Source organism: Pseudomonas indica NBRC 103045, from assembly GCF_002091635.1.
In the GTDB taxonomy this organism is placed as follows: Bacteria; Pseudomonadota; Gammaproteobacteria; order Pseudomonadales; family Pseudomonadaceae; genus Pseudomonas_M; species Pseudomonas_M indica.
Window position 1 is genome coordinate 317,024 of the sequence record NZ_BDAC01000001.1, and the last position, 24,801, is coordinate 341,824.

Consider the following 24,801-nt stretch of genomic DNA (forward strand, 5'->3'; position numbering starts at 1 on the left):
CCCAGCGAGACGCCGATATGCCCAAAGCAGCCGAGAATTTTCCCCTGATTGCCGCCATTGACCTTGGCTCGAACAGCTTCCACATGGTGTTGGCCAAACCCGATCAGAGCGAAATCCGCATCCTTGAGCGGCTCGGCGATAAGGTTCAGTTGGCAGCGGGTATCGACGAAGCGCGCATGCTCAGCGAAGAGGCCATGCAACGCGGGCTCGACTGCCTGCGCCGCTTCGCCCAGCTAATCAACGGCATGCCCCAGGGTTCAGTGCGCATCGTCGGCACCAATGCCCTGCGCGAAGCGCGCAACCGCAGCGAATTCATCCGCCGGGCAGAAGAACTCCTCGGCCATCCCGTCGAAGTCATCTCCGGTCGAGAAGAGGCGCGCCTGATCTACCTGGGCGTGTCCCATACCTACCCCAACACGCCCGGCAAGCGCCTGGTGGTGGACATCGGTGGCGGCAGCACCGAGTTCATCATCGGCCAGCGCTTCGAATCGCTGCTGCGCGAGAGCCTGCAGATGGGCTGCGTCAGCTACACCCAGCGCTACTTCCGCGACGGCAAGATCACCGCCGCGCGCTATGCCCAGGCCTATACCGCCGCCCGTCTCGAGCTGATGGGCATCGAGCAGAGCCTGCGCCGCCTCGGCTGGCAGGAATCGGTGGGGGCGTCCGGCACCATCCGTGCCGTCGGGCTGGCCATCAAGAGCGGCGGCCATGGCAACGGCGAGGTCAACGCCGAAGGCCTGGCCTGGCTGAAGCGCAAGCTGCTCAAGCTGGGCGAAGTCGAGAAGCTGGACATGGAGGGCATCAAGCCCGACCGTCGCGCCATCTTCCCGGCCGGCCTGGCCATCCTCGAGGCGATCTTCGATGCGCTGGAGCTGCAACAGATGGCGCATTCCGAGGGTGCCCTGCGCGAAGGCGTGCTCTATGACCTGCTCGGCCGCCATCACCACGAAGATGTCCGCGAACGCACCCTGAGTTCGTTCATGGAGCGCTACCACGTGGACGTCGAGCAGGCGGCACGGGTCGAGGCCAAGGCACTGTCCGCCCTGGATAAGGTCGCCGATGCCTGGGAACTGAACGAAGACTGGCACCGCGAGCTGCTGAGCTGGGCGGCACGGGTGCACGAGGTGGGCCTGGATATCGCCCACTACCACTACCACAAGCACGGCGCCTACCTGATCGAGCATTCCGATCTGGCCGGCTTCTCGCGCCAGGACCAGCAGATGCTGTCACTGCTGGTACGCGGCCACCGACGCAACATCCCCCAGGACAAACTCGCCGAGTTCGGCGCCGACGGCATCAAGCTGGTACGCCTCTGCGTCCTGCTGCGCTTCGCCATCCTGTTCCATCACATCCGCGGCACCCAGGAAATGCCCCAGGTGCAACTGAAGGCCGGGCCGCAGAGCCTGGACATCCAGTTCCCCGAAGGCTGGCTGGCCGCCAACCCGCTGACCCAGGCCGACTTCGAGCAGGAAGCCGAGTGGCTCAAGCGGATCGACTTCACCCTCAGCGTACGCTGATCACCGGGTTGGTCAGCTTCTCCAGCAGGCCGGCCTGCGCGTTGCGCGGGTTCTGGTTGCCGGTCGGGCTGACCCGCACATAGCGGCCGTCCGGCTGCAGAATCCAGCTCTGGGTGTTGTCGGTGAGGTACGACTCCAGCTCTTTCTTCACCCGCGACACCAGCTTCTTGCCTTCCACCGGGAAGCAGGTCTCGACGCGCTTGTCGAGGTTGCGCTCCATCCAGTCGGCGCTGGAGAGGTAGAGCTTCTCGTCGCCTCCATTGAGGAAGTAGTAGATGCGGCTGTGCTCGAGGAACCGGCCGATGATCGAGCGGACCTGGATGTTATGCGAAACGCCGGGAATGCCCGGGCGCAGGCAGCACATGCCGCGCACCACCAGATCGATCTTCACCCCCGCCTGGCTGGCCTTGTATAGCGCGCGGATGATCTTCGGATCGGTCAGCGCGTTGACCTTGGCCATGATCTGCGCCGGCTTGCCTTCGCTGGCATGCTGGGTCTCGCGGGCGATCATGTCGAGGATGCCTTTCTTCAGAGTGAAGGGCGCGTGCAGCAACTTCTTCATGCGCAGCGTCTTGCCCATGCCGATCAACTGGCTGAACAGCTTGGACACGTCCTCGCAGAGCGCATCGTCCGAAGTCAGCATGCTGTAGTCGGTATACAGGCGGGCATTGGCGGCGTGGTAGTTGCCGGTGCCGAGGTGGGCGTAACGCACCAGCTCGCCGTTCTCGCGGCGCAGGATGAGCATCATCTTGGCGTGGGTCTTGAAACCCACCACGCCGTAGATCACCACCGCGCCGGCCTGTTGCAGGCGGCTGGCCAGTTGCAGGTTGGATTCCTCGTCGAAACGCGCGCGCAGCTCGATCACCGCGGTGACTTCCTTGCCATTGCGCGCCGCTTCCACCAGCGCGTCGACGATCTCCGAGTTGGCACCGGAGCGGTACAGCGTCTGCTTGATCGCCAGCACGTGCGGGTCCTTGGCGGCCTGACGCAGGAGGTCCACCACCGGGGTGAACGACTCGAACGGGTGCAACAGCAGGATGTCCTGTTTGCCCACTACGTTGAACAGGTTGTCGCTGTTCTGCAGCAGCTTGGGGATGACCGGCGTGAAGGGTGCGTTCTGCAGCTCCGGGTGGCTGTCCAGGCCAGTGATGCTGAACAGGCGGGTCAGGTTGACCGGCCCGTTGACCTGATACAGCTCACCCTCGCTCAGGTTGAACTGCTTGAGCAGGTAATCCGAGAGGTGCTTCGGACAGGTATCGGCCACTTCCAGGCGCACCGCATCGCCGTAGCGGCGCGAGAACAGTTCGCCGCGCAGAGCACGGGCCAAGTCCTCGACGTCCTCGGTGTCAACCGACAGGTCGGCGTTGCGAGTCAGACGGAACTGGTAGCAGCCCTTCACCTTCATGCCCTGGAACAGGTCGTCCGCATGGGCATGGATCATCGACGAGAGGAACACGTAGTTGTCGCCCGGCCCGGCGATGTCTTCCGGCACCCGGATGATCCGCGGCAACAGGCGCGGCGCCGGGATAATGGCGAGGCCCGAGTCACGGCCGAAGGCATCGACGCCTTCCAGCTCGACGATGAAGTTGAGGCTCTTGTTCACCAGCAACGGGAACGGGTGCGTCGGGTCGAGGCCGATAGGCGTGATGATCGGCACGATCTCGTCGCGGAAGTAGCGGCGCACCCAGGTTTTCAGCTTGGGCGTCCAGTAGCGACGGCGGATGAAGTTGATCTGGTGCTTGGCCAGCTCGGGCAGCAGCACGTCATTGAGAATGGCGTACTGACGGCTGACCTGCTCGTGCACCAGCTCGCTGATCCGCGCCAGCGCCTGGTGCGGCTGCAGACCGTCGGCGCCGGCCTGCTCGCGGGCGAAGTTGATCTGCTTCTTGAGTCCGGCGACACGGATTTCGAAGAACTCGTCCAGGTTGCTAGAGAAGATCAGCAGGAACTTCAGCCGTTCCAGCAACGGATAGGATTCATCCAGCGCCTGCTCCAGTACACGGATGTTGAACTGGAGCTGGGACAGCTCGCGATGGATGTACAGGCTGCTGTCATCCAGGCTCGGCACCGGCGGCGGGGGGGGTGGCACTTCCACCGCTGGGGGCGTTTCCACGATCGGCTCTTCGATCGGTTGCGCGTCGAGCACTTCGCTGTTGGTGAATCCTTCGGTGTTCATCGAGTCGTCCCGGGGTCGTTACCCCTGTTTTAACAGTTCTGCGGCACGTTTGGCGAAATAGGTGAGAATGCCATCGGCGCCAGCGCGCTTGAAGGCGGTCAGCGATTCGAGAATGACCGCTTCGCTCAACCAGCCGTTCTGGATCGCCGCCATGTGCATGGCGTACTCGCCGCTGACCTGGTAGGCGAAGGTGGGCACGCGGAAGGTGTCCTTCACCCGGCGCACCACATCCAGGTACGGCATGCCCGGCTTGACCATGACCATGTCCGCACCTTCGGCCAGGTCCGTCGCCACTTCATGCAGCGCCTCGTCGCCATTGGCCGGGTCCATCTGATAAGTGTTCTTGCTGCCCTTGCCGAGGTTCGCCGCCGAGCCCACCGCATCGCGGAACGGCCCGTAGTAAGCGCTGGCGTACTTGGCCGAATAGGCCATGATGCGCACGTTGGGGTACTCGGCCAGTTCGAGCGCTTCGCGGATCGCCTGGATGCGGCCGTCCATCATGTCCGACGGCGCCACCACCTGGGCACCGGCCTCGGCATGGGACAGCGCCTGCTTGACCAGGGCATCGATGGTCACGTCGTTCATTACGTAGCCGTCGTCGTCGAGGATGCCGTCCTGACCGTGGGTGGTGAACGGGTCGAGGGCGACGTCAGTGATCACGCCAAGCTCAGGGAACTGTGCCCGCAGGGCACGGGTGGCGCGCTGGGCAATGCCTTCCGGATTCCAGGCTTCGGCGGCGTCGAGGGATTTCTTCTCCAGCGGAGTCACCGGGAACAGCGCCAGGGCCGGAATGCCCAGGGCCACCCACTGCGCCGCCTCTTCCAGCAGCAGGTCGATGGACAGGCGTTCGACGCCGGGCATCGACGGCACGGCTTCGCGGCGGTTCTCGCCGTCGAGGACGAACACCGGCAGGATCAGGTCGTTGGTGGTCAGCACGTTCTCGCGCACCAGGCGCCGGGAAAATTCGTCGCGGCGGTTGCGGCGCAGGCGGGTGGCGGGGAACAGGCGGTCGGCGGGAGTAAAGCTCACGGAAGACTCCAGTGCCCACGGCGGGGCGCAATGTGACAGTTATAAGCCGGCATTATGAACAAATCATGACGAGCAGGAGGCCACTGCGACCGGTTGCCGCATGAGCGCACCCAACCCCTGGGCCGGCCGATACCGACCATTCTCCCCAGCCTCGCCGTGCATCGCCAGTGCTTTTCCGCTGGCGGCCGAAGGCGTAGGCTCCGGTCCTTTCGACAGCCTTCCGCTCATCATGCTCGAAACTTTTTTACATCAGTTCGGTTACCCGGCGCTGTTCATCGGCACTTTCTTCGAAGGCGAGACGATCCTGGTACTCGCCGCCTTCCTCGCCCATCGCGGCCTCCTGCAACTCGACCTGGTGCTGGTCTGTGCCTTTCTCGGCAGTTACAGCGGCGACCAGCTCTGGTACTACCTCGGCCGCAGCCGCGGGCGGCGGCTGTTGCAGCGCAAGGCGGAATGGGCGGCGCTGGGCGACAAGGCGCTGGCCCATATCCGTCGGCATCCCGACCTGTGGGTGCTGGGTTTCCGCTTCGTCTACGGAATGCGCACAGTCATGCCGGTGGCCATCGGCCTCTCCGGCTATCCGCCCCTGCGCTACCTGCTGCTGAACGGCGTGGGAGCGGTGATCTGGGCCCTGGGCCTGGGGCTCGCCTCGTACCACTTCGGCACACTGATGGAACAGGTGCTCGGCGACCTGAAGCGCTATGAGTTCTGGGTATTCGGCGGACTGGCGCTGTTCGGTGCGGCGCTCTGGCTGCGGCGGCGCCTGCAGGCCAGACGCAAGCTGTCGTGACCGGACTCAGCCACGCGCGGTAGTTCTGCCGAACCTTGCCGCGCTGCCCGTCATCCACCACAGGGCGATCGCACTGAGCAGAATGTAACCCAGCAAGACCGACCAGGTCATCGGCTTAGCCGCGAACAGTCCGGCATGCTCCGCCAGCCAGAGCACAGGCGGGATCGACAGCAGGCGCAGCCATTCGATAGCCGGCGCCCACGGCCGGTTCTCCAGCCAGGCACCGATCGCATATAGCCCGAAAGCCATCCAGGCCCAGGCCGCCAGCAGGTACGGCAACGCCAGCGTCTCTCCGACCGCCAGCAACCCGCTCCCCACCGCGACATACAGCGCGAACTGCGCCGCTGCGTAGACCTTGCGCCCCGGCGCCAGCGGCACCTCGAACTTCACGAACCCGACCAGATCCGGCTTGGCCAATGGATAGCGGGCCGCCACATCCGCCGGCCGCCAGCCGGTGGGCATGAACCAGATGCGCAGACGGTCCCACCTGGAGGCCGCCTGCGCCGCATCGCGCCAAAGCTGCACGTAGAACTGCAGGTTGGCCCACAGCGGGTTCCAACTGGCCAGCGGCGTGGTCACGCCGAAAACCACCGGGTGTTCGTCCAGTTCCTCCTGAAACGTGCCAAACAGACGGTCCCAGAGGATGAACACTCCGCCGTAGTTGCGATCCATATAGATAGGATTTTGCGCATGGTGCACCCGGTGGTTGGAGGGCGTGATCAACAGCCACTCCAGCCAGCCCAGCTTGGGGATGTGGCGGGTATGCACCCAGAACTGATAGAGCAGGTTCAGCGCGGCGACGGTCAGGAATACCTGGGGCGGCATCCCGGCCACGGCCATCGGCAGGTAGAACAGCCAGCCCAGGAGAAAGCCGCTGCTGGTCTGGCGCAACGCCGTGCTGAGGTTGTACTCCTCGCTCTGGTGATGCACCGAATGCGCCGCCCAGAAGATGTTCCGCTCATGGCCGAAGCGATGGTTCCAGTAGTAGCAGAGGTCGTAGAACACGAAGGCGAAGAGCCAGACCCACAGGCTCTGCCCGGACAACTCGAACATCGCCAGGTGCTGCCAGGCGAAGGCATAGGTGAGCACGCCCACACCCTTGGTCAGCAGGCCGCTGGTGGTGGACAGCACACCCGCACTGAGGCTGTTTATCGCATCGGCCAGCCGGTAGCTGCTGCGCCCGCGCCAGCGGTCGGCGAGCAGTTCCAGGGCGATCAGCAGAAGAAAGAAAGGCACTGCGTAGAGAACGTAATCCATGACCGGCTCGACTAGGCTTATCGATAGCGATGCTAGCCCCGGAACGGCTCTGGAACAGGGCACGGGATGCCAGGCGAAGGGGCATTTGGCGACAGCCATTGACGACCGCCGGGCCGCCCCGTGAAATACCGGCACGAATACGGCAGCCACGCTCTGGGGCCGTCTGAATGACCAACAGGAGTACCTCCATGCACAAAAAAGTCGCCGTCATCCTTTCCGGCTGTGGTGTCTACGACGGCTCGGAGATTTACGAGAGCGTGATCACCCTGCTGCGCCTCGACCAGCGGGGCGCCGAAGTCCAGTGCTTCGCGCCGAACGTCATGCAGTTGCATGTCGTCGATCACTACAGCGGCGACGAAATGCCGGAGTCGCGCAACGTGCTGGTGGAATCGGCGCGTATCGCCCGCGGCAACATCAAGGATGTCCGTGAAGCCAAGGTCGAGGACTTCGATGCCCTGATCCTGCCCGGCGGCTTCGGTGCGGCGAAGAACCTCTCCGACTTCGCCATCAGCGGCGCTCAATGCACCGTCCAGCCCGACGTACTGGCCTTCGCCCAGGCTTTCGCCCAAGCCGGCAAGCCGATCGGCCTGATCTGCATCGCGCCGGCGCTGGCCGCGAAAATCTATGGACCCGGGGTGATCTGCACCATCGGCACCGACCACGAGACCGCCGCCACCCTCGCGCAGATGGGCGCGCAGCACGAGGAATGCGAGGTCAGCGACATCATCGAGGACAAGCAGCGCAAGCTGGTGACCACGCCGGCGTACATGCTGGCCAAATCCATCAGCGAGGCCGCATCCGGCATCAACAAACTGGTCGACCGCGTGCTGGAACTGACCGTGAACTGATCCACCCTGCCCGGCGCGTCCTGCGCCGGGGTTATGCAGTCAACGGCTGAGCCGGGTCAGTATCCGGTCCAGCGCATTGGCGAACGCCTGCCGGTCGCGCTCGCCATAGGCCGCCTGGCCACCGCCCACCTGGCCCTGGTCGCGCAGGTCGGTGAACAGATTGCGCACCGCCAGACGCTCGCCCATGTTGCGCTCGTCGAATTCCTTGCCGCGCGGGTCAAGCGCCGCGACGCCCTTCTTCACCAGACGGTCGGCCAAAGGCACGTCGCTGCAGATCACCAGATCGCCGGGGTGCGCATGCTCCACCAAGTAGTCGTCCGCCGCATCCATGCCGCTCGGCACCACGATCAGATGGACGCAGGCAAAGGCCGGTTTGACCTGGCTCTGCCCGGCCACCAGCCAGACCTCGAAACGCCGCTTGAGGGCGAATTTGACCACCTGATCCTTGGCCGCCCGAGGACAGGCGTCGGCATCGATCCACACACGCATCGGCATCGTTCCTGAACGAGAGGCACTCAGTATGCCACCGGGCACCCCTGCGACCTAAGCCTCCGCCGTACGGCGCTGGGCCAGCCAACTGCGTCCGTAAAGCACCACGATGGCGGTCAGTGCCAAGCCTTGCGCGGACAACGACCAGGCGTCGGCGTGGATGCCCAGCCAATCGAACTCGAAGAACGGTACCGGCCGCGTACCCAGCACCCCGGCTTCCTGCAACGCCGCCACGCCATGCCCGGCGAAGACCACCGAGAGCACGCAGAGCAGGATGGCGTTGGCGCTGAAGAAGGTGGCCAGCGGCAGCTTCGCCGAGCCCTTGAGAATCACCCAGGCCAGACCGACCAACAGCACCAGCGCCGCCGCCGCGCCGGCCAGCACCAGGCCGTGTCCGGCCGGGCCGGCCTGCAGCCAGAGGGTCTCGTAGAACAGGATGACTTCGAACAGCTCGCGGTAGACCGAGAAGAACGCCAGCACCGCGAAGCCCAGCCGTCCGCCACCACCGACCAGACTGCTCTTGATGTACTGCTGCCAGGCCGCCGCATGGCGACGGTCATGCATCCACACCCCGACCCACAGCAGCACCACGCTGGCGAACAGCGCGGTAGCGCCTTCAAGGAACTCGCGCTGGGCACCGCTCACGTCGATCACGTAGGCCGCCAGCGCCCAAGTGGCGACTCCGGCCAGCAGCGCCAGTCCCCAGCCCGCGTGCACGCTGCGCGCGGCCTGCTGCTGCCCGGTATTGCGCAGGTAGGCGAGGATCGCCGCCAGCACGAGGATCGCCTCCAGCCCTTCGCGCAACAGGATCAGCAGGCTGGAGAAGAAGCTCAGGGAGCCGCTCAGACCATCCCCATCGAGCAACCGGGCCGAGCGCTCCAGCTCCGCCTTGGCCTGCTCCAGGCTTTGCGCCGCACGGGCCACGGACTGGCCGTCCTGGATCGCCTGCCGGTAAGCCATCAGCGCTTTCTCGGTGGTCTTGCGCTGCGCCGCGTCGAGGTTGTCTAGGGCGCTTTCCACCAACTCGAAGCCTTCCAGGTAGGCTGCCACCGACAGGTCGTAGGCCTGGTCGCGATCGCCGGCACGATAAGCCGCCAGACTGCTGTCCAGCGTTTCGCGGGTGTAGTCGATCAACTGCTGCGGACCGCGCTGGACCTGCGGCGGCTGGGCGCGCTGGGCCCGGAACGCGGCTGCGGCGGCCTCGCCCTTGGCCTGGGCGATTTCTTCCGGCGTCCGCCCGGCCAGTTCGGCGAGGGTGAAGGTCGCCACCCCTGCCTGGGCCGGCGCAGCGGACAGGCCGGCGATGTAGCTCGCCAGGTCCCAACGCTGCCGCTCGTCCAGTTGGTCGGCGAAGGCCGGCATGTCGGTACCTTCGATACCAAGGGTCAGGGTATTGAACAGGTCGTACAGACTCAGCCGGTCGAGGCGCGTCCGGTCCGTCAGGTCCGTTGGCGGCGGCTCCATGCCCAGGCCGGCCGGCCCGTCGCCGTGGCCGGCATCGCCATGGCAGACGGCGCAATTCTGCGCATAAAGCGGTGCTCCCCGGGAAGGATCGGGCGTGATCAGCGGCATCCGGGGGACCTGATAGACCTCCGCCAGACGTGCTCCGAGCCGACGGGCTTGCTGGGCGACCCGGTCGCCGTCCTGGCGCTGGGTGATGGCTTCGCGCAGATCGGCCACACCCTGCTCCAGTTCGTGGCGCTCGGCACGAGCCGGCAACGCACCGACCAAGCCCTGGAGCACGGCGAGAAATTCCAGTTGTTCGCGGTATTCGGCTTCATCGACGATCTGCCCGGCGGCGACCGTGGCCGGGTAGTCCGCACCGATATAACCCAGCAAGTGCAGGGCCTGGGCGGCACCGTCGAGGGGTTCGGCAAAGGCCGAAAGGCTGCCCAGCGCCAGCAGCGAAAGCAGCAGCGCGGCAAGAAGACGGAAGGGAGAAAACATGAGCGAATCCCAAATGCAAATGGGTGGCATTAGATTGTTGCCTTCCTAATGAATTCGCTCAAGCCCCCGGCCAGGGGTTGGCCGCGACGATTTGTCGCAGCGGACGGAAAGGGAAACGGAAAACGGTCCGCGAGCATACGGACCGGTGGACGGGGCGATCAGGCCTGGTAGAACGCCTGGCAGCGTTCCCGCACGGCGTGCGACAGGCTGTCGTCCGCCAGTTCGATGAGGTCGAGCTCGAGTTCGTCCGGCAGCAGTTCGGCGACCCGCGCGGCCAATCGGCGCTGCATGCGCTGGTCGGCGCCGGACACCGCCAGCAGCAGGCGCGGCTGGGGCCCGAGTGCGGTATCGCGCACCGCGGCCAAGTAAGCTTCGCGCACCGCCAGTTCGGCGCAGGCTCCGGCGATGGCTTGTTCCAACGGCGGGTGGCGCAGAGGCGCAATGGCCATTTCGCCGCTGTCGGCATAAGAGGTGGTCTGGATCGGAGTGGACATGCTCGGCTCCTGAAAAAAAGACCGAGGCAGCCTAAGCGGAGGGCGCCGCATTGTCGCGGCGCCCCGTCACATTCGTCGTTATACCGGCGCGCGGCGGACGCTGGCGAGCAACGCGGCGGCGCCGACGAACAGGCCGGCGAACGTGCGGTTGACCATGCGCTGCTGGCGCGGGGTGTGCAGCAGACTGAGGACCTTGGAGGCCAATCCGGTGTAACCGGCCATGACGATCAGGTCCACCGCGATCATGCTCGCGCCCATGATCAGGTACTGCGGCATCAGCGGCTGGTGCGGATCGATGAACTGCGGCAGCACGGCGAGCATGAACACCACCGCCTTGGGGTTGCTAGCGTTCACCAGGAAACCCCGTAGAACCAGGCTCAGCGGCCGGCCGATGGGACGCTCCTGCGCAGCGGCCATGTCGCCGGGCAGCGCCTGCCATTGCTTGATCGCCAGGTAGACCAGATAGGCGACGCCGAACCACTTGATCAGGCTGAACGCCAGCGCCGATGCAGCGAGGATGGCCCCGACCCCGGCGGCGACGATGGCGATCTGCAAGGCCAGGCCGAGTTGCAGGCCGATGGCGTTCCAATAGCCGCGCCAGAAGCCGTATTGCAGGCCGCAAGACATGGAAGCGATGGCGCCCGCACCGGGTGACAGGCTGATCACCCAGCAGGCGACGAAGAAAGCGAGCCAGGTTTCGAGCGCCATGGCGATACTCCGCGCGAGGAAAGGTCAGAGATTACGCCGCCCTGTCCACGCTGCCTAGCGGCCGAGGACAGGTCGGCAGGCAATCATGCGTCCGGCGCGTTCTTGCGCAGGTGAACCGGCTCGCTGCCCTTGGCCATTTTGGTCCGCATGCGGATGTTGACCGCCTCCACCGCCAGCGAGAAGGCCATGGCGAAGTAGATGTAGCCCTTCGGCACGTGCACATCGAAGGCCTCGGCCACCAGCACCGTTCCCACCACGGTGAGGAAGCTCAGCGCCAGCATCTTCAGGCTCGGGTGGCGATCGATGTAGGCGCTGATGGTGCCGGAGGCGAGCATCATCACGCCGACCGAAATGACGATTGCAGCGATCATCACCGGCACGTTCTGTACCAGGCCCACCGCGGTGATCACCGAGTCGAGGGAGAACACGATGTCGATGATCGCGATCTGGATGATGATGGCCAGGAAGCCACGGGTCTTGCCGCCGGCCCCTTGCTCTTCTTCCTCGCCTTCCAGGCCGTGGTAGATCTCCATGGTGCTCTTGAACAGCAGGAACAGACCGCCGAAGAACAGGATCAGGTCGCGCCCGGATACACCTTCGCCGAACACGGTGAAGAGGTCGTTGGTCAGGCGCATCACCCAGGTGATCGAAAGCAGCAGGAGGATTCGCGTCCCCATGGCCAACCCCAGGCCGAAGATCCGCGCCCGCGGTTGCTGTGCGGCCGGCAGGCGGCCGACCAGGATCGAGATGAAGATGATGTTGTCGATGCCGAGGACGATTTCCAGGGCAGTCAGGGTCAGAAACGCAACCCAGATTTCCGGGTTAGCCAGCCATTCCATAAGGGATCAATGCTCTTTCTGGTGGGTGAAGAACTGCAGCTCGGCTCCCCGCCAGCGCCGTATCGGCTTCTGGAAGAACAAGCTGTTGGGGATTTGCACCGTCGCCGAAACACCGGATTCGCTGCTTTCTTCCAGGGTCGTGTACAACAGGTTGATCGCCGTGACCCGGCCTTTAATCCCGGGCTTGTCGGGGCTATCGATGATTTCCAGTTGGTCGCCGAGGCGGAAAGGCCCGACGGTGAAGATCAGCACGGCACAGAACAGGTTGGACAGCACGCTCCAGATGGCGAAGAACGCCACCGCCGCGACCGCGACGAAACCGGATAGTGCAGTCCATAGCACCGCCGCGGATACACCGAAGCGCTCCAGCACCAGCAGGACGGCGCTGCCCATGATCAGCCAGCGCAGGCCGCCACGCAGGGGCAGCAGCAACTCCAGGGGAAGCTGGTAGCGAAAACCCAGGCGGGTGAGGCCTCGGGTCACCAGGCGCTGCAAGGTGAACGCGACCAGCAGGATCAACAGCACCTGCCCGAATAGCAGGACCGTGCTACCCCAGTCGCCGGCCCATCGCTCCAGCCAGGCGTTCATTGTTGTGCGGCCTCCAGTTCGCGCTGCAGGCTTTCGAGGATTTCCAGGGCGTTCAGCCAGGCTTCTTCCAGCTCGGCTTCGCGACCCTTCAGGCGCGCCTGCTCGGCGAGCAGGTCGCGCAGTTCGTCTTTGCGCGCTGACTCATATAGAGCGCTGTCGGCCAGTCGGGTTTCAATGCCGGCGAGTTTCTCGTGCAGCGCGCCCAGCTCCTTCTCCAGCTTTTCCGCCTCGCGCTTGTGCGGCGCCAATTGCTGACGCAACGCGGCGGCCGCCTGGCGCTGGGCGCGCTTGTCGGTCTTGTCCGCGGCGCTTTCGCTGCTGGCTACCGGCGCCTGGCGGGCACGGTAATCCACCAGCCAGCGGGCGTAGTCGTCGAGGTCGCCGTCGAAATCCTGCACCCGGCCATCGGCGACCAGCAGGAACTCGTCGGTGGTGCTCTTGAGCAGATGGCGGTCGTGAGAAACCACCAGCACCGCCCCCTCGAAGTCCTGCAAAGCCATGGTCAGGGCCAGGCGCATTTCCAAATCGAGGTGGTTGGTCGGTTCGTCGAGCAGCAACAGGTTCGGTTTGCCCCAGGCGATCAACGCCAGGGCCAGGCGCGCTTTTTCGCCGCCGGAGAAATTCAGCACCGGCTCGTCGCAGCGATCGCCACGGAAATCGAAACCGCCGAGGAAATCGCGCAGGGTCTGCTCACGTTCGCCGGGAGCGATGCGTTGCAGGTGCAGCAACGGACTGGCCTTGGCATCCAGCGCATCCAGCTGGTGCTGGGCGAAGTAACCGACAACCAGGTTCTCGCCACGCGTGAGGCGGCCGCCGAGCGGCGGGAGATCGCCGGCCAGGGTCTTGATTAGGGTCGACTTGCCCGCCCCGTTGGGGCCAAGCAGTCCGATCCGCGCACCCGGCGCGAGCTGCAGCTTGACCTTCTCCAGCACGGCCTTGTCGCCATAGCCGAGTCGGCCTTCGGCAAGATCCAGCAACGGACTGGACACCTTGTCCGCCTCGCGGAAGCGGAAATCGAACGGCGAATCCACGTGGGCCGGCGCCAGCTCTTCCAGCTTCTCCAACGCCTTGATCCGGCTCTGCGCCTGACGGGCCTTGCTCGCCTTGGCCTTGAAGCGGCGGATGAAGCTTTCCATGTGCGCGCGCTGCGCCTGCTGCCGCTCGTACGCCTGCTGCTGCTGCGCCAGGCGCTCGGCACGGGTACGCTCGAAGGCCGAGTAGCCACCACGGTAGAGCGTCAGTTTGCGCTGTTCCAGATGCACCACGTGATCGACCACCGCATCGAGGAAATCCCGGTCATGTGAAATGAGCAACAGGGTGCCGGGATAACCTTTCAGCCAGCTTTCCAGCCAGAGGATGGCGTCCAGGTCCAGGTGGTTGGTCGGTTCGTCGAGGAGCAGCAGGTCCGAGGGACACATCAGGGCCTGGGCCAGATTGAGGCGCATCCGCCAGCCGCCGGAGAAATCGCCGACGCGCTTTTCCATCTGCTCGTTGGAGAACCCCAGCCCGGCCAGCAGTTTGCGGGCACGGGCATCGGCGGTGTAGCCGTCGAGGTTGTCCAGCTCGGTATGCAGGCGGGCCACGGCGGCACCATCATGGGCCGCTTCGGCGATGGCCAACTCGCCCTGCACGCGACGCAACTCGACATCGCCGTCGAGTACGTAATCCACCGCCTGGCGTTCCAGGGTATCCACCTCCTGGCGCATGTGGGCGATGCGCCAGTCGGCCGGGAGCTGGCAGTCCCCGGCATCGGGACCGATCTCGCCGCGCAGCAGGGCGAACAGGCTGGATTTACCGGCGCCGTTGGCGCCGACCAGACCGGCTTTCTGGCCGGGGTGCAGGGTCAGTTCGGCGCCTTCGAGAAGACGCAGCGGACCGCGCTGTAGAGTAAGGTTTTGCAGTCTGATCATAATGGCGGCGAAGTCTATCAGCTTCGCCCATCGACCGCCCGGGGAGCCGCATGCCATCTGATCTGTGGAATTTCGCCGTGGACCTTTACGCCCGCCCGGGCGTAGAGCCGGCCTGCCTGTCGCTGCAGGCCGCCGGCGGGGATATCTGCCTGCTGCTATGCGGCGCCTGGCTGGAAGCCCGCGGCGCTCTCCGCACTGCCGAACGTGCGGAACAGTTGAAAGACTGCGCGGCGCCCTGGCAACGCGAGGTGATCGAACCACTGCGCAGCATTCGCCGGGCCTGGCGCGACAAGTCGGCTCAGGACGACGCCCTGGCCACCCTGCGCACGCGCATCAAGCAATTGGAGTTGGATGCCGAACGGCAGTTGCTGCAACGTCTGGAAAGCCTCTGCGTCGCCTGGGAGGAAGGACAGGGGAACTCGTCCTGGCTGGAGATATTGGCAGGCGATGCGGCAGAAAAGTGCCGCGACGCGCTGCTGGAGCTGCGCGTCGCGGCCACTCGACCTTAGCTTTAAGAGGCGCTGGTCGGCGCGGTCCCACTGTTGCCGGTGGCAGTTGCCGATGTTGCCGATGCGGAAGGCGTGGCCGGCGTGGGCTGAGCCGCTGGCGCGGCGGTAGCCGGCTTGGCAGCCGCCGGCTTCGCCTTGGGCGCGGTCGCCTTCTTCACAGCGGGCTTCTTAGCCGGAGCCGGTTTTGCCGCGGCAGTCGTCGTGGCCGGCTTGGCTTCCGGTTTGGACTTGGCTGCGGCAGCCTTAGGTGCTGTGGCCTTCTTCGCAGCCGGTTTCTTCGCCGGCTGGGCGGCGGCCGTTGTAGCTGGCTTGGCGGCCGGTTTCGCGGCAGCGGCAGGCTTACTGGCGGTCTTGGCAGCCGGTTTGCTGGCGGGTTTCGCCGCAGTTTTTGCCGATGCTGGCTTGGCAGCCGGAGGGGTCGTTTTCTTCGCCGCCGGCTTGCTCGCGGCAGCCTTGGCGACTGCCGGTTTGGCGGCAGGCTTGGCCGGAGCCTTGGCAGCCGGGGTAGCAGCCTTGGCAGCCGGCTTCGCGGCAGCGGACTTGGCCGGAGTCGTCTTGGCAGGGGAGGCTTTGGCCGGGGCCTTCTTGGCGACCGGTTTGGCAGCAGCTTTCGCCGTCGGCTTCGCGGCAGCAGCCGACTTGGCCTTGGTTTCACGAGTCGTCAGGGCCTTGCTGGCCGCTTCCTTCACCTTGCCGACGCCCTGGGCGATTTTCAGGCTTTCCTGGGAGTCGCGCTTGAGCTGGACGATGTAGTCGCGGGTTTCGGTCTGGCGGGTCTTGAGGCCGTCGAGCAACTCTTCGAGTTCAGCGATGGCTTCCTTGGCCTTCGCCTGGGCCTTGGCCTTGCCCGCCGCGGCGGAGGCCTGCAGCTTGGCGCGGGCATCGTGCAGTTTTTCCTGCGCCTTGCCTCGCTGCTTTTCCAGCTTGGCAAGCAGTTTCTCTGCGTCCACCAGTGCCTGCGAGCAGGCTTTTTCCAAATGTTCGAGCAGGCTCTGGGAAAGTTGCTGCAACAGGTGAAGCGGAGTGTTGACTGTCTTCTTATTAGCCGGCATGGCGCGCTCCTGGCGGACGTTGATGCGCCTCATACTAGACCCGTGACCCTACGGTCGCCAACTCCGCACATTGAGGCCCTTCACATGGCTGGCATAATCCCCGGCATGCCGATTGGAGAAAGGCCATGTCGCGATACCCTGCCCTGCTGCTCTGCCTGTTCGCCGCCACGCTCCAGGCGGAGGAAAGTCCTCCCACCGAAGACCGGGATCTCGCCTACAGCCTCGGCGTTCGTCTTGGCGAGCGACTACGCGAAGAGGTCCCGGACCTGCAGCTCGATGCGCTGCTCGAAGGCGTCCGCCAGGCCTACCGTGGCGAACCGCTGAGACTCGATCCGGCGCGCATCGACGCACTGCTGGCGGATCACGAAGCACGGCTGCTGTCCGAGGCGCCGCTCGATGTCGAACGAGCCCGCGCTGCCGAAGGACGGTTCCTCGCGCGAGAAAAAGCCAAGGCCGGTATCCGTGAATTGCCGGGAGGCGTGCTGGTGGAAACACTGCGTCCCGGACGCGGCACGGTATCGTCTTCATGGAATCGGGTGCAGGTGCGCTATGTCGGCCGCCTCGCCGATGGCAGCGTCTTCGACGAGAACAAGGAAGCGCAATGGTTCAGGCTGGACAGCGTGATCGCCGGCTGGCGCACGGCACTGCGGGAAATGCCCCTGGGGGCGACGTGGAGACTGGTGATTCCGTCGAGCCAGGCATATGGCGCGGAAGGTGCCGGGGACTTGATCCCGCCCTATGCGCCGCTGGTATTCGAAGTGGAACTGCTGAACGCCGAGTGACGCGTTACCGCCGGCACGAACCGGCGGCAACGAAACCCAGGCCAATCAGACGGCGGCAGCCGATTGCCGGTGGGCGTTGTGCAGCACTTCGATCAGGCAGTCCTCCAGCTCGAAGCGTTCGTGCAGCAACTGGCCGAGGCGTTTGAGTTCCAGGGTCAGGCCGCAGCTATCGGAACAATCGCCATTGTCGCAGCGGTCGTTGAACGACAGTGCCGCCTCGGTGATGGCTTCGATGCGCGGGTAGATCTGCTTGGCCAGCTCCAGGCCACGCTGGTCGCCGAACGCCTTGGCCTCGCCGGTGAGCTGTTCGTAGACCTCGAAATGGCCTGCCGACACGTAGTCGACCAGGATCTGACAGAATTTCTGAACATCCTCCGCGTTGGCGGCGGGCGCCTGCGGTTTGGTGTTGAGGGCGTCGAAGGCACGGACCAGTTCGTGGCGCTCCTGCAACCAGCGGTCGATCAGCTGGTGTACCCCACCCCAGCGTTCCTGGGCGTTTTGACAGCTCTCGAGCATGATGTCCTCGCTTCCCTAATATCCAAATGCTGTTGTACGTCCGCTCCGAGACGGTTTTTTGTCGATCGGTGCTTGAGCATGGGAAGGCGACGATGGAATGGCAATTTCCCGTCGTCACGTGCGGGCCAGATTATGCCCCCCTGCCGCTCGCTTCAAGCCACGCCGGTCGAAAAATTCATACGAACGTTTCAATCGCCGGCCGCACTGCCCGGAACAGACGGACGCGTCGATTACGGCCCCATCGCGGGCTCGTCAAGGCATCATCCGAAGACGGAAAATCATTGCCCCGCCAGGGCGGCGGGGCGAAAAGAGGGAGGTCAGTCGCGGCGGAACAACTGGAACAGGGAGAACAGGATCATGCCGACGAAGGCCAGCAGACTCCATTCCGGAATGCTCATGCCGAACAGGGTCCAGGTGACCTCGGCGCAATCGGCGGTGCCGTGCAACACCAGCCGGACGATGTCCTGGAACGGCAGGGCTTCCATCATGTAGTCCAGGCTCGGCAGGCACGCCGGCAACTGGTCCGCCGGGATGTTCTGCAGCCACACCTGGCGGCCCGCCGTCGCAGCCCCACCTGCGGCGAACAGCACTGCCAGCACCGCATAGATGCGCCGGCCACGGGTGGCGGGCGCATGGATGGCGGCGATCAGGCACACCAAGCCGAACGCGATGACGAAAATCCGCTGCACGATGCAGAGCGGACAGGGTTCGAGCCCTACGGCATGCTCCAGATAGAGTGCCCCGCCCATCAGCAGGACACAGGCGACGAATGCCAGGAAGAACAGGGAACGCGGGCTGGCCAGCGGCATGGCGGCTCCGAGGGGAGGAAAAGAGGCCGATACGGTAGAGGAAAGCGCCCGCGCCTTTCAAGGCACGGGCGCGATCTATCGAACCTGCCGCACAGCTTTCCGGCTCAGACCGGCACGAGCGGCTGGCTCCCCGGCACTCGGTCCGCCATTGCGGCCGGCCCAGGCAGGCTCTGGTCGAACAGTTCGAGCGCTTCCTGGAACAGCTCGTTACTACGCTCCACCGCCCCCAGTTGCGCCAGCAGACGCGCCAGTTCGGTACAGGCCTCGACGCTGCGCCGGAAGCTCAGGCTGGCTTCCAGGTACTCCCGCGCCTTGCCCCACAACTGATTGAGCAGACACAGGCGCCCCAGCGTCAGCAGCAGCACCGGGTCGTTGGGATGCGCTTTCAGCCAGCACTCGCCCGTCTGCAACTGACGCGCCGGGTCACGGCCACGGACCAGGCCATAGCGATACACCAGGCGCTCCACGTAGTCCCGCTTGAGGGCGCCCCGCAGGATTTCCTCGGCTTCCTCCGGCGCCCCCAGACGGGACAGTTGCTCGGCGTAGCCATCGATGAGCACGGGATCGCTGCGCAACGCAGAGGGCATCCGCTGCCAGAGGCCGGTCAGCGGCTGCAGCGCTGTCTCGCCTTCGTTCAAACCCTGATTCCCGGCCTCGGCCAGGGCGGCCAGCCAGGCATGCCGCTCCAGCGCCAACAACGGTTCCTCGGCCATGACCCGCTGCTTGCGCAGCTCCGGCAACAGCGCGCACAACGCGCTCCAGTTCTGCTGCTCGACGTAGATCTGCTGTTGCAGCTTCAAGGCTTCGCGCTGGCGCGGATGCCGGTCACGGATGCGCTGCAGGGTTTCCTGGGCCTGCTGCGCGTCGCCCCGGGCCAATTGCAACTGGGCGCGGGTGAGATCGATCGCCACCTCGGCCTGGGGTTCCTGTTCCTGGGCCTGTCGCAGCAAACTGTCGCTCTCCTCGTATTCGCCCAGCTCGTTGGCGGCCCGGGCGGCCCCGAGGTAATGCACCAGGGGTTGCGGGTCCTGACTGGCGGCCCGGCGAAGATGGCGCAAGGCTCGGGCCCAGCGCCCCTCGGCCAGGTCGAGCAGGCCACGGCGCGCGGCCAGACGCACCCGGCGGCTGCGGTGACGACGCGACCAGGGATTGATCAGCCCGCCGGACACCCCCAACAGGCGGAGCAGCATGCGCAACCCCAGGATCGCCAGCCAGAGCGCGACAATGACCGCCACGAATACCCAGAAGCTGGATTGATAGCGGAACCGGTCGTAGCGGATCAGCACGTATCCGGCATCCGCGGCAATGGCCAGGCCGAGCAGCGCGGCACCGGCTATCACCAGAACACTCAGCAGGTAGAGGCGGCTCATGGGCTGGCCTCCTCAACGGCCCCTGTGGACGGCTCGGGAACGGCTTCGACGGCCACTTGGCGACGTTGTACGTAAGCCTGCAATGCACTCAGGGAAGCGGAGAGATCCGGTACCTCGACCTTTACCGGCTGCGCTGCCAGCTCGTCGATACGCGCCAGCACTGCGCGGCTTTCCGGGTTCTCCTGATTGAATTGCCCCTTCAGCACCGTACCCGCCTGCTCCAGCGCCTTGCGGAAAATCTCGCTCTCGCCATGCAGCGCGGCCCATTGGGCCTGCTCCAGCGCCAGGCTCAAGGCCAGGCGCACCTGCTGCAGGCTTTGCCCGGTCAACAGCGGGCGGACTTCATCGTCGGCATCGAAATCGACGCGAACATAGCGGGACAGTTTTTCCCACCACTGGTCCCAGCGGCTGCTGCCATCGCCTTCGGCCACGGCCGGTGCGAAGCCCTGGCCTTCCGCCGAGACGAACTCCGGCGCCATCGGCGTCAGGCGCTCCGCCTGCTCGCGCAGAGCGGCCAGTTGCAGGAACAGGCCGGTGCGATCCGGTTGCGGCAGGCTGCGCAGCATTTCCAGGCTTTTCGCCAGTTGCTCGCGGGCAGCGAAGGCGGCGGGATCGTCCTGCTCGCGCAGAATCTCATCGGCCCCCTGCACCAGGGCCCTGGCGCTGTTCACATCCTGCAACGCGGAGAGACGCAGGCTGGCCAGGCGCAGCAGGTGTTCGGCTTCGGCCAGACGCCAATCCTGGCGGCTGGCGCCGAGGACGGTTTCCACCCGCTGGCTCAGGCGCTGCTGTTCGCCCTGCAGGTCGGCCAACAGGCGGCGACGCTGCTCGAGCTCATCGATGCTCGGCAGTCGGTCGAGGCGCTCCGTGAGGCGCTGTTCGCGCTGTACCTGGGCCTGCGCCTGGGCCCGGACGTCTTCCAGTTGGCCCAGTTGCTGGCGATCGCGGGCATCGAGCCCTCGCAGTTGCCAGAGGCTCAAGCCGCCGACAGCGACGCCCGCAGCACCGAGCAGCAGCGCCAGCGCTGCCAGTCCGTTGCCTCGTCTGGGAGCCGTCGGAGGAGCGGGTGGAGTGGGCGCCTCGGGCGCGGGTTGGGCATCGTCTTTCAGGGAAGCTGCTTCGCTCACGTATCCATCCTTACGTATCGTTTTCTGCTGGCCACGATGTGCCGCGCGTGGGGCACAGCCGCCTAGGAACCTGTTTACGATCTCGCGAGCTAGAGCCATGCAAGGCCTCGGCGGCCCCTCGAAAACAGACCGGGCCGCGTAGGCGAGTGAGCAGCCCGAGCCGGTTTTTAACGCAGCAAGGCCGACACGCAGCAGATCGTAAACAGGCTCTAAGGTGCGGGAGCCTCCCGCAACGCCGCCAGCAACGCGGAGGCGCTGGCGCCGTGACAATCGATCACATGCTCGGCACCGGCGTCACGCGCCAGGCCAGCGACTCTCGCACTCGGCACGAACAAGGGTAGCCGAGCCAGCTCCGGCCATGCCGGTCCTGCCAGTTCGCGCAGATGCTCGAATCCTTGCCCACTGCTGACCACCAAGCCATTCAGGCGTTCCGAACGAACCCGCTCGATGAGCGCACCGGCCGGATACGCCGGCAAGCGGCGGCGGTACAGTGGCAGATAGTCGACCGCCACGCCTTGGCCGCGCAGACGCTCGGCGAGGAACTCCCGGCCACCCTCGCCGCGCATGATCAGCACGCGCGGTTCAGGCACTTCCAGGGCTTCGGCCAGTGCCGGGAGGTCGAGCAGGGCTTCGCTGTCGTCGCCGGATTCCGGCCAGGTCACGTCGAGGCCATAGGCGGCCAGGATTTCACCCGTGGCCGCGCCGACACTGAACCAGCGCTGCCGCGCGGGCGGCTGCGGCCAGTAGCGGTCGAGTCGCTCCAGGCCGATACGGGCCGCCGGCTTGCTGACCACGATGACCGCGCAGTAGCGATCCAGGTCGAGCATGAGGGTACGTTGTTCGGGCGTTTCGGCCAGCGGCTCGATGTCCAACAGGGGCAGGCTGCTACTGTGGATGCCCTGCTCCGCCAGCGTCGCGGCCAGCGCTTCGCACTCTTCGCGGGGACGGGTCAGCAGTAGCCGCCAGCCACTCATGGATGGCCGGCCTCGCCATAAACCGCCTTGAGAATATCGGCGGCGCCCTGCGCCAGCAGCGCCTCGGCCACCTCGACCCCAAGCCGCTCGGCCTCGGCGGCCGGCGCTCGGCTTTCGGCGCGCAGCAATTGGCTACCGTCGGGGTTGCCGACCAAGCCACGCAGCCAGAGCTGGTCGTTTTCCAGCTCGGCGTAGCAGGCGATGGGCACCTGGCAGCCCCCGTTGAGGCGCTTGTTCAAGGCCCGCTCGGCATGCACCCGCAGCGCGGTGGGCTGGTCATGCAGCGGGGCCAGCAAGGCATGGACGTCCGCATCGGCGCTGCGGCACTCGATGCCCACCGCGCCCTGCCCGCCGGCCGGCAGGCTGTCGGTAACGCTGATGAAGGAGCGGATACGCGCCTCGAAACCCAGGCGAATCAAGCCCGCCGCCGCGAGGATGATGGCGTCGTATTCGCTGGCGTCCAGCTTGGCCAGACGGGTGTTGACGTTACCGCGCAGGAACTGGATTTTCAGGTCGGGCCGGCGCGCCAGCAGTTGCGCCTGGCGGCGCAGGCTGGAGGTGCCGACCACGCTGCCAGCGGGCAGCTCGTCGAGGCTGGCGAAAGTGTTGGAAACGAAGGCGTCGCGCGGGTCCTCGCGCTCGCAGATGCAGTAGAGGCTGAGCCCCTCCGGGAAGTCCATCGGCACGTCTTTCATGGAGTGAACGGCGATGTCCGCCTCATTCTCCAGCAGAGCGGTTTCCAGCTCCTTGACGAACAAGCCCTTGCCGCCGATCTTCGCTAGCGGCGCGTCGAGCAGCTTGTCGCCGCGGCTGACCATCGGCACCAGGCTGACCCTGAGACCCGGATGCGCCGCTTCCAGACGGGCTTTGACGTATTCGGCCTGCCACAGGGCCAGGGCACTCTTGCGGGTGGCGATGCGAATTTCGGAGCGCATGGACAATTCCAGAAAGTGAATTGCCGCCGATGATAACAGGCTCGCCCGCCTCAAGCCCAAGGCCGGTACCAGCACCCGGCAGGTGCTCTCGCAGCTTGAGGCCTGCCGCTACCTTCAAAGGTTATGCATCAGCTTGCGCACACCCGCGACGTGCCGCCGGCTGACGGTCAGGGCATCGCCGTTGAGTCCTTTGAGGAACAACTGGAAGTGCCCCAGCGGGGTCCGCTGCAAGCGTTCGATGCGTTCGCGGGCCACCAGCGCGTTGCGGTGGATACGCACGAAGCGCTCGCCGAACTCGTCTTCCAATGCCTTCAGCGGCTCGTCCAGCAGCACCTCGCCGGCTTCATGGCGAAGCGTCACGTACTTGTGGTCGGCAATGAAGAAGATCACCTGGTCCAGCGGGATCAACTCGATACCCTTGCGGGTCCGCGCACTGATATGGCTGCGCGGACCGGCGCCGGTGTCCGCCGGGGCGCGGGTCAGCGCGGCGAGCTGGACGCGGTTGGGACGCTCGGCCTTCTTCAGGGCTTCGAGCAGGTCCTCCTTGCGCACCGGTTTGACCAGATAGCCCACGGCGCTGACCTGGAAGGCTTCTAGGGCGAATTCGTCATGGGCGGTGCAGAAGATCACAGCCGGAGGGGCCTCCCGCTCACAGAGCCTGGCGGCCACCTGGAGGCCGTCGAGACCGGGCATGCGGATGTCGAGCAGCACGATATCGGGCTTCAGGCTGTCGATCAGGGCCAGGGCCTCTTCGCCATTGCTGGCGGAAGGTTCCAGGACCCGATAGCCATCCAGCTCGCCTACCAGCCGGCTCAGGCGCTCACGGGCAAGAGGTTCGTCATCGACAATCAGGACATTCATATTGCTCTGGCTTCCTGCGTGAGTCTCGCACAAGGATAGCGTAGACAGGTGAAGTGACGCCCGTCACGGCGATCCACGCTGAGACTCGCGCGAGGACCGAAAAGTGCCGCAAGTCGTGCATCGATATTCACCAATGCCTGCCGGGTGCCACGCGACGTCGCCGCCGTGGCACCCTCGTCATAGGGGTTGCTGACACGCAGCTGAAACACCCCGTCCATGTAACTCGCTTCGACCCGTACCAGGCCCCCCTCGATGCGCGGTTGTATGCCGTAGATCAGCGCGTTTTCCAGCAGCGGCTGCAAGGTGAGCTGCGGAATCGGCAGGTCATCGGGCACGTCGTCTATTTGCCACTCTAGCTGCAAACGGTCGCCTAGTCGGTACTGTTCTATGGATAGATACCGTTTAGCCAGTTCCAGTTCATCCCGCCAGCTCACCAGGGTGCCGGGCTTGGCCAGGCTGGCACGGAAAAGATCGGAAAGATCCAGCACCGCCTGCTCGGCTTTTTCCGGCGCGAAGGCGATCAAGCTGGCGATGCTGTTGAGGCTGTTGAACAGGAAATGCGGACGGATGCGCGCCTGCAGCGACTCGATCCGCGCGCGCAACTCGGCCTGCTGCTGGCGGCGCCATTGGCTCTGCAGGTAGAAGTAGCGCAGCAGCAGCGCCGACATGATCAGGCCGATCAGCGCGTGGCGGAGATAGAGGTTCACCTCGCCGCTGCGTTGCAACGGGCCCGCGAGTTGGAAGTAGTCGGCCACCGCCGTACAGGCCAGAGTCAGGCCGACCACGATGGCACTGCAACAGGCTCCCGCCAGCCAGGGGCGCAGGCGCGCCAGTTGCGGCCGCAGGCGGCAGAGCAACGCCGCCGAGAGCAGTACGATCCACTGCACGAACAGCGAGGTCAGGGCCAACCGCACCCAGTTGAAGTCCGGCTGCATCGGCTCGGAGAGCACCAGCACCAGTACCAGCAACTCGGCGAGCAGGACCATGCTCAGCAGGGCCTCGGGCAGGCACAGCTCGGGCAGGAAGAAGTCGTCGTCCAGCAACGGGACTTGTTTGTTCTTGAACCAGTCGATACGCATCGGCGCAGTTTCCGCATGGCCCGTACGGGCGGCAAGCCGGCCGGCTCCGGCCGGGCAAAATAAAGCACTGAAATGCCGAACGAATTCGAAAACTGTGATCCGGGCGACATTGCAGTGTCGACTACCGCCCGGCAAACCGCTGCGGCGGATCGGCCCGCGACCCTGTTATTATCGGCAGACTTTGTCCGCCATGCT

General features: G+C 65.4%; 24 protein-coding genes. 5 read left to right on the forward strand and 19 right to left on the reverse strand.

Annotation, left to right across the window (positions count from 1 at the left end; translation table 11 throughout):
• Positions 1-17: 17 nt before the first annotated feature.
• A complete protein-coding gene (gene ppx, locus PIN01S_RS01380; RefSeq protein WP_084333151.1) occupies positions 18-1,517 on the forward strand; it encodes an exopolyphosphatase in 1,500 nt (499 codons plus the stop codon).
• Here the strand turns inward: ppx and ppk1 are convergent.
• Both ppk1 and hemB read right to left on the reverse strand, forming a co-directional pair.
• Complete coding sequence (ppk1, locus tag PIN01S_RS01385; RefSeq protein WP_084333153.1) at positions 1,504-3,693, reverse strand: polyphosphate kinase 1; 2,190 nt, start codon at positions 3,691-3,693, stop codon at positions 1,504-1,506. The two genes, ppx and ppk1, sit on opposite strands and share 14 nt — an antisense overlap.
• A gap of 18 nt (positions 3,694-3,711) precedes the next feature.
• Entirely contained in the window at positions 3,712-4,722 is a 1,011-nt protein-coding gene (gene hemB, locus PIN01S_RS01390; protein WP_084333154.1) for a porphobilinogen synthase, read from the reverse strand.
• Between the two features lie 229 nt (positions 4,723-4,951).
• Here hemB and PIN01S_RS01395 point away from each other — a divergent pair, with 229 nt between their 5' ends.
• Complete coding sequence (locus tag PIN01S_RS01395) at positions 4,952-5,512, forward strand: DedA family protein (protein WP_084333579.1); 561 nt, start codon at positions 4,952-4,954, stop codon at positions 5,510-5,512.
• Positions 5,513-5,518: 6 nt separating this feature from the next.
• Here the strand turns inward: PIN01S_RS01395 and PIN01S_RS01400 are convergent, their stop codons facing one another.
• Entirely contained in the window at positions 5,519-6,769 is a 1,251-nt protein-coding gene (locus PIN01S_RS01400; RefSeq protein WP_084333156.1) for a sterol desaturase family protein, read from the reverse strand.
• Positions 6,770-6,957: 188 nt separating this feature from the next.
• On the opposite strand from PIN01S_RS01400, the gene elbB reads away from it, so the two are divergent.
• Positions 6,958-7,617 carry an isoprenoid biosynthesis glyoxalase ElbB gene (gene elbB, locus PIN01S_RS01405; RefSeq protein ID WP_084333158.1) on the forward strand — a complete coding sequence of 220 codons (660 nt, stop codon included), beginning with the start codon at positions 6,958-6,960 and terminating at the stop codon, positions 7,615-7,617.
• 39 nt (positions 7,618-7,656) lie between these two features.
• Here elbB and PIN01S_RS01410 read toward each other — a convergent pair whose 3' ends face one another.
• The 7 genes from PIN01S_RS01410 to PIN01S_RS01440 form a co-directional block, all read right to left on the reverse strand.
• A complete protein-coding gene (locus PIN01S_RS01410; RefSeq protein ID WP_084333160.1) occupies positions 7,657-8,106 on the reverse strand; it encodes a YaiI/YqxD family protein in 450 nt (149 codons plus the stop codon).
• A gap of 54 nt (positions 8,107-8,160) precedes the next feature.
• Positions 8,161-10,053, reverse strand: a complete 1,893-nt coding sequence (locus PIN01S_RS01415) for a cytochrome c/FTR1 family iron permease (protein ID WP_084333580.1) — start codon at positions 10,051-10,053, stop codon at positions 8,161-8,163.
• A gap of 158 nt (positions 10,054-10,211) precedes the next feature.
• Positions 10,212-10,547, reverse strand: coding sequence for an enhanced serine sensitivity protein SseB C-terminal domain-containing protein (locus tag PIN01S_RS01420; protein ID WP_084333162.1), 336 nt, complete (start codon positions 10,545-10,547; stop codon positions 10,212-10,214).
• Positions 10,548-10,625: 78 nt separating this feature from the next.
• Complete coding sequence (locus PIN01S_RS01425) at positions 10,626-11,255, reverse strand: LysE family transporter (RefSeq protein WP_084333164.1); 630 nt, start codon at positions 11,253-11,255, stop codon at positions 10,626-10,628.
• A gap of 83 nt (positions 11,256-11,338) precedes the next feature.
• The gene (locus PIN01S_RS01430) at positions 11,339-12,094 is read right to left on the reverse strand and encodes a TerC family protein (RefSeq protein ID WP_084333166.1); all 756 of its coding nucleotides are present in this window, start codon (positions 12,092-12,094) and stop codon (positions 11,339-11,341) included.
• Positions 12,095-12,100: 6 nt separating this feature from the next.
• Positions 12,101-12,682 carry a mechanosensitive ion channel family protein gene (locus PIN01S_RS01435; RefSeq protein WP_084333168.1) on the reverse strand — a complete coding sequence of 194 codons (582 nt, stop codon included), beginning with the start codon at positions 12,680-12,682 and terminating at the stop codon, positions 12,101-12,103.
• Positions 12,679-14,592: an ATP-binding cassette domain-containing protein gene (locus PIN01S_RS01440; RefSeq protein ID WP_084333170.1), complete on the reverse strand. Its 1,914-nt coding sequence runs from the start codon at positions 14,590-14,592 to the stop codon at positions 12,679-12,681. The genes PIN01S_RS01435 and PIN01S_RS01440 overlap by 4 nt, the downstream gene beginning before the upstream one ends.
• A 50-nt stretch (positions 14,593-14,642) precedes the next feature.
• Here PIN01S_RS01440 and PIN01S_RS01445 point away from each other — a divergent pair, with 50 nt between their 5' ends.
• A complete protein-coding gene (locus PIN01S_RS01445; RefSeq protein ID WP_084333172.1) occupies positions 14,643-15,101 on the forward strand; it encodes a TIGR02444 family protein in 459 nt (152 codons plus the stop codon).
• A gap of 2 nt (positions 15,102-15,103) precedes the next feature.
• Here PIN01S_RS01445 and PIN01S_RS01450 read toward each other — a convergent pair whose 3' ends face one another.
• A complete protein-coding gene (locus PIN01S_RS01450) occupies positions 15,104-16,153 on the reverse strand; it encodes an AlgP family protein (protein WP_084333174.1) in 1,050 nt (349 codons plus the stop codon).
• A gap of 125 nt (positions 16,154-16,278) precedes the next feature.
• Here PIN01S_RS01450 and PIN01S_RS01455 point away from each other — a divergent pair, with 125 nt between their 5' ends.
• The gene (locus PIN01S_RS01455; RefSeq protein WP_084333176.1) at positions 16,279-16,935 is read left to right on the forward strand and encodes an FKBP-type peptidyl-prolyl cis-trans isomerase; all 657 of its coding nucleotides are present in this window, start codon (positions 16,279-16,281) and stop codon (positions 16,933-16,935) included.
• Between the two features lie 45 nt (positions 16,936-16,980).
• Here PIN01S_RS01455 and rsd read toward each other — a convergent pair whose 3' ends face one another.
• From rsd to PIN01S_RS01495, 8 genes are all read right to left on the reverse strand, one after another.
• Entirely contained in the window at positions 16,981-17,451 is a 471-nt protein-coding gene (rsd, locus tag PIN01S_RS01460) for a sigma D regulator (protein ID WP_084333178.1), read from the reverse strand.
• A gap of 317 nt (positions 17,452-17,768) precedes the next feature.
• Positions 17,769-18,260: a disulfide bond formation protein B gene (locus tag PIN01S_RS01465; protein WP_084333180.1), complete on the reverse strand. Its 492-nt coding sequence runs from the start codon at positions 18,258-18,260 to the stop codon at positions 17,769-17,771.
• A 104-nt stretch (positions 18,261-18,364) separates the two neighbouring features.
• Entirely contained in the window at positions 18,365-19,630 is a 1,266-nt protein-coding gene (locus PIN01S_RS01470; RefSeq protein ID WP_084333182.1) for a heme biosynthesis HemY N-terminal domain-containing protein, read from the reverse strand.
• Positions 19,627-20,757 (reverse strand): uroporphyrinogen-III C-methyltransferase, encoded by a 1,131-nt coding sequence (locus PIN01S_RS01475; RefSeq protein ID WP_084333184.1) that lies wholly within the window; start codon positions 20,755-20,757, stop codon positions 19,627-19,629. Before PIN01S_RS01475 ends, PIN01S_RS01470 begins: the two co-directional genes overlap by 4 nt.
• Before the next feature lie 209 nt (positions 20,758-20,966).
• Positions 20,967-21,731, reverse strand: coding sequence for a uroporphyrinogen-III synthase (locus PIN01S_RS01480; protein ID WP_084333186.1), 765 nt, complete (start codon positions 21,729-21,731; stop codon positions 20,967-20,969).
• A complete protein-coding gene (hemC, locus tag PIN01S_RS01485; protein ID WP_170837168.1) occupies positions 21,728-22,672 on the reverse strand; it encodes a hydroxymethylbilane synthase in 945 nt (314 codons plus the stop codon). The genes PIN01S_RS01480 and hemC overlap by 4 nt, the downstream gene beginning before the upstream one ends.
• A gap of 108 nt (positions 22,673-22,780) precedes the next feature.
• A complete protein-coding gene (locus PIN01S_RS01490) occupies positions 22,781-23,527 on the reverse strand; it encodes a LytR/AlgR family response regulator transcription factor (protein WP_084333190.1) in 747 nt (248 codons plus the stop codon).
• The gene (locus PIN01S_RS01495) at positions 23,524-24,606 is read right to left on the reverse strand and encodes a sensor histidine kinase (RefSeq protein WP_084333192.1); all 1,083 of its coding nucleotides are present in this window, start codon (positions 24,604-24,606) and stop codon (positions 23,524-23,526) included. The genes PIN01S_RS01490 and PIN01S_RS01495 overlap by 4 nt, the downstream gene beginning before the upstream one ends.
• Positions 24,607-24,801: the final 195 nt, after the last annotated feature.

Bases quoted from the DNA above. Each gene is read 5' to 3' on its own strand.
- PIN01S_RS01400 (WP_084333156.1), bottom strand. From the start codon at position 6,769: ATGGATTACGTTCTCTACGCAGTGCCTTTCTTTCTTCTGCTGATCGCC.
- PIN01S_RS01420 (WP_084333162.1), bottom strand. From the start codon at position 10,547: ATGTCCACTCCGATCCAGACCACCTCTTATGCCGACAGCGGCGAAATG.
- ppk1 (WP_084333153.1), bottom strand. From the start codon at position 3,693: ATGAACACCGAAGGATTCACCAACAGCGAAGTGCTCGACGCGCAACCG.
- PIN01S_RS01450 (WP_084333174.1), bottom strand. From the start codon at position 16,153: ATGCCGGCTAATAAGAAGACAGTCAACACTCCGCTTCACCTGTTGCAG.
- PIN01S_RS01395 (WP_084333579.1), top strand. From the start codon at position 4,952: ATGCTCGAAACTTTTTTACATCAGTTCGGTTACCCGGCGCTGTTCATC.
- PIN01S_RS01440 (WP_084333170.1), bottom strand. From the start codon at position 14,592: ATGATCAGACTGCAAAACCTTACTCTACAGCGCGGTCCGCTGCGTCTT.
- PIN01S_RS01445 (WP_084333172.1), top strand. From the start codon at position 14,643: ATGCCATCTGATCTGTGGAATTTCGCCGTGGACCTTTACGCCCGCCCG.
- elbB (WP_084333158.1), top strand. From the start codon at position 6,958: ATGCACAAAAAAGTCGCCGTCATCCTTTCCGGCTGTGGTGTCTACGAC.
- rsd (WP_084333178.1), bottom strand. From the start codon at position 17,451: ATGCTCGAGAGCTGTCAAAACGCCCAGGAACGCTGGGGTGGGGTACAC.
- PIN01S_RS01470 (WP_084333182.1), bottom strand. From the start codon at position 19,630: ATGAGCCGCCTCTACCTGCTGAGTGTTCTGGTGATAGCCGGTGCCGCG.
- PIN01S_RS01435 (WP_084333168.1), bottom strand. From the start codon at position 12,682: ATGAACGCCTGGCTGGAGCGATGGGCCGGCGACTGGGGTAGCACGGTC.
- PIN01S_RS01430 (WP_084333166.1), bottom strand. From the start codon at position 12,094: ATGGAATGGCTGGCTAACCCGGAAATCTGGGTTGCGTTTCTGACCCTG.
- PIN01S_RS01465 (WP_084333180.1), bottom strand. From the start codon at position 18,260: ATGCCGCTGGCCAGCCCGCGTTCCCTGTTCTTCCTGGCATTCGTCGCC.
- PIN01S_RS01415 (WP_084333580.1), bottom strand. From the start codon at position 10,053: ATGTTTTCTCCCTTCCGTCTTCTTGCCGCGCTGCTGCTTTCGCTGCTG.
- PIN01S_RS01410 (WP_084333160.1), bottom strand. From the start codon at position 8,106: ATGCGTGTGTGGATCGATGCCGACGCCTGTCCTCGGGCGGCCAAGGAT.
- PIN01S_RS01495 (WP_084333192.1), bottom strand. From the start codon at position 24,606: ATGCGTATCGACTGGTTCAAGAACAAACAAGTCCCGTTGCTGGACGAC.
- PIN01S_RS01480 (WP_084333186.1), bottom strand. From the start codon at position 21,731: ATGAGTGGCTGGCGGCTACTGCTGACCCGTCCCCGCGAAGAGTGCGAA.
- ppx (WP_084333151.1), top strand. From the start codon at position 18: ATGCCCAAAGCAGCCGAGAATTTTCCCCTGATTGCCGCCATTGACCTT.
- PIN01S_RS01490 (WP_084333190.1), bottom strand. From the start codon at position 23,527: ATGAATGTCCTGATTGTCGATGACGAACCTCTTGCCCGTGAGCGCCTG.
- PIN01S_RS01425 (WP_084333164.1), bottom strand. From the start codon at position 11,255: ATGGCGCTCGAAACCTGGCTCGCTTTCTTCGTCGCCTGCTGGGTGATC.
- PIN01S_RS01455 (WP_084333176.1), top strand. From the start codon at position 16,279: ATGTCGCGATACCCTGCCCTGCTGCTCTGCCTGTTCGCCGCCACGCTC.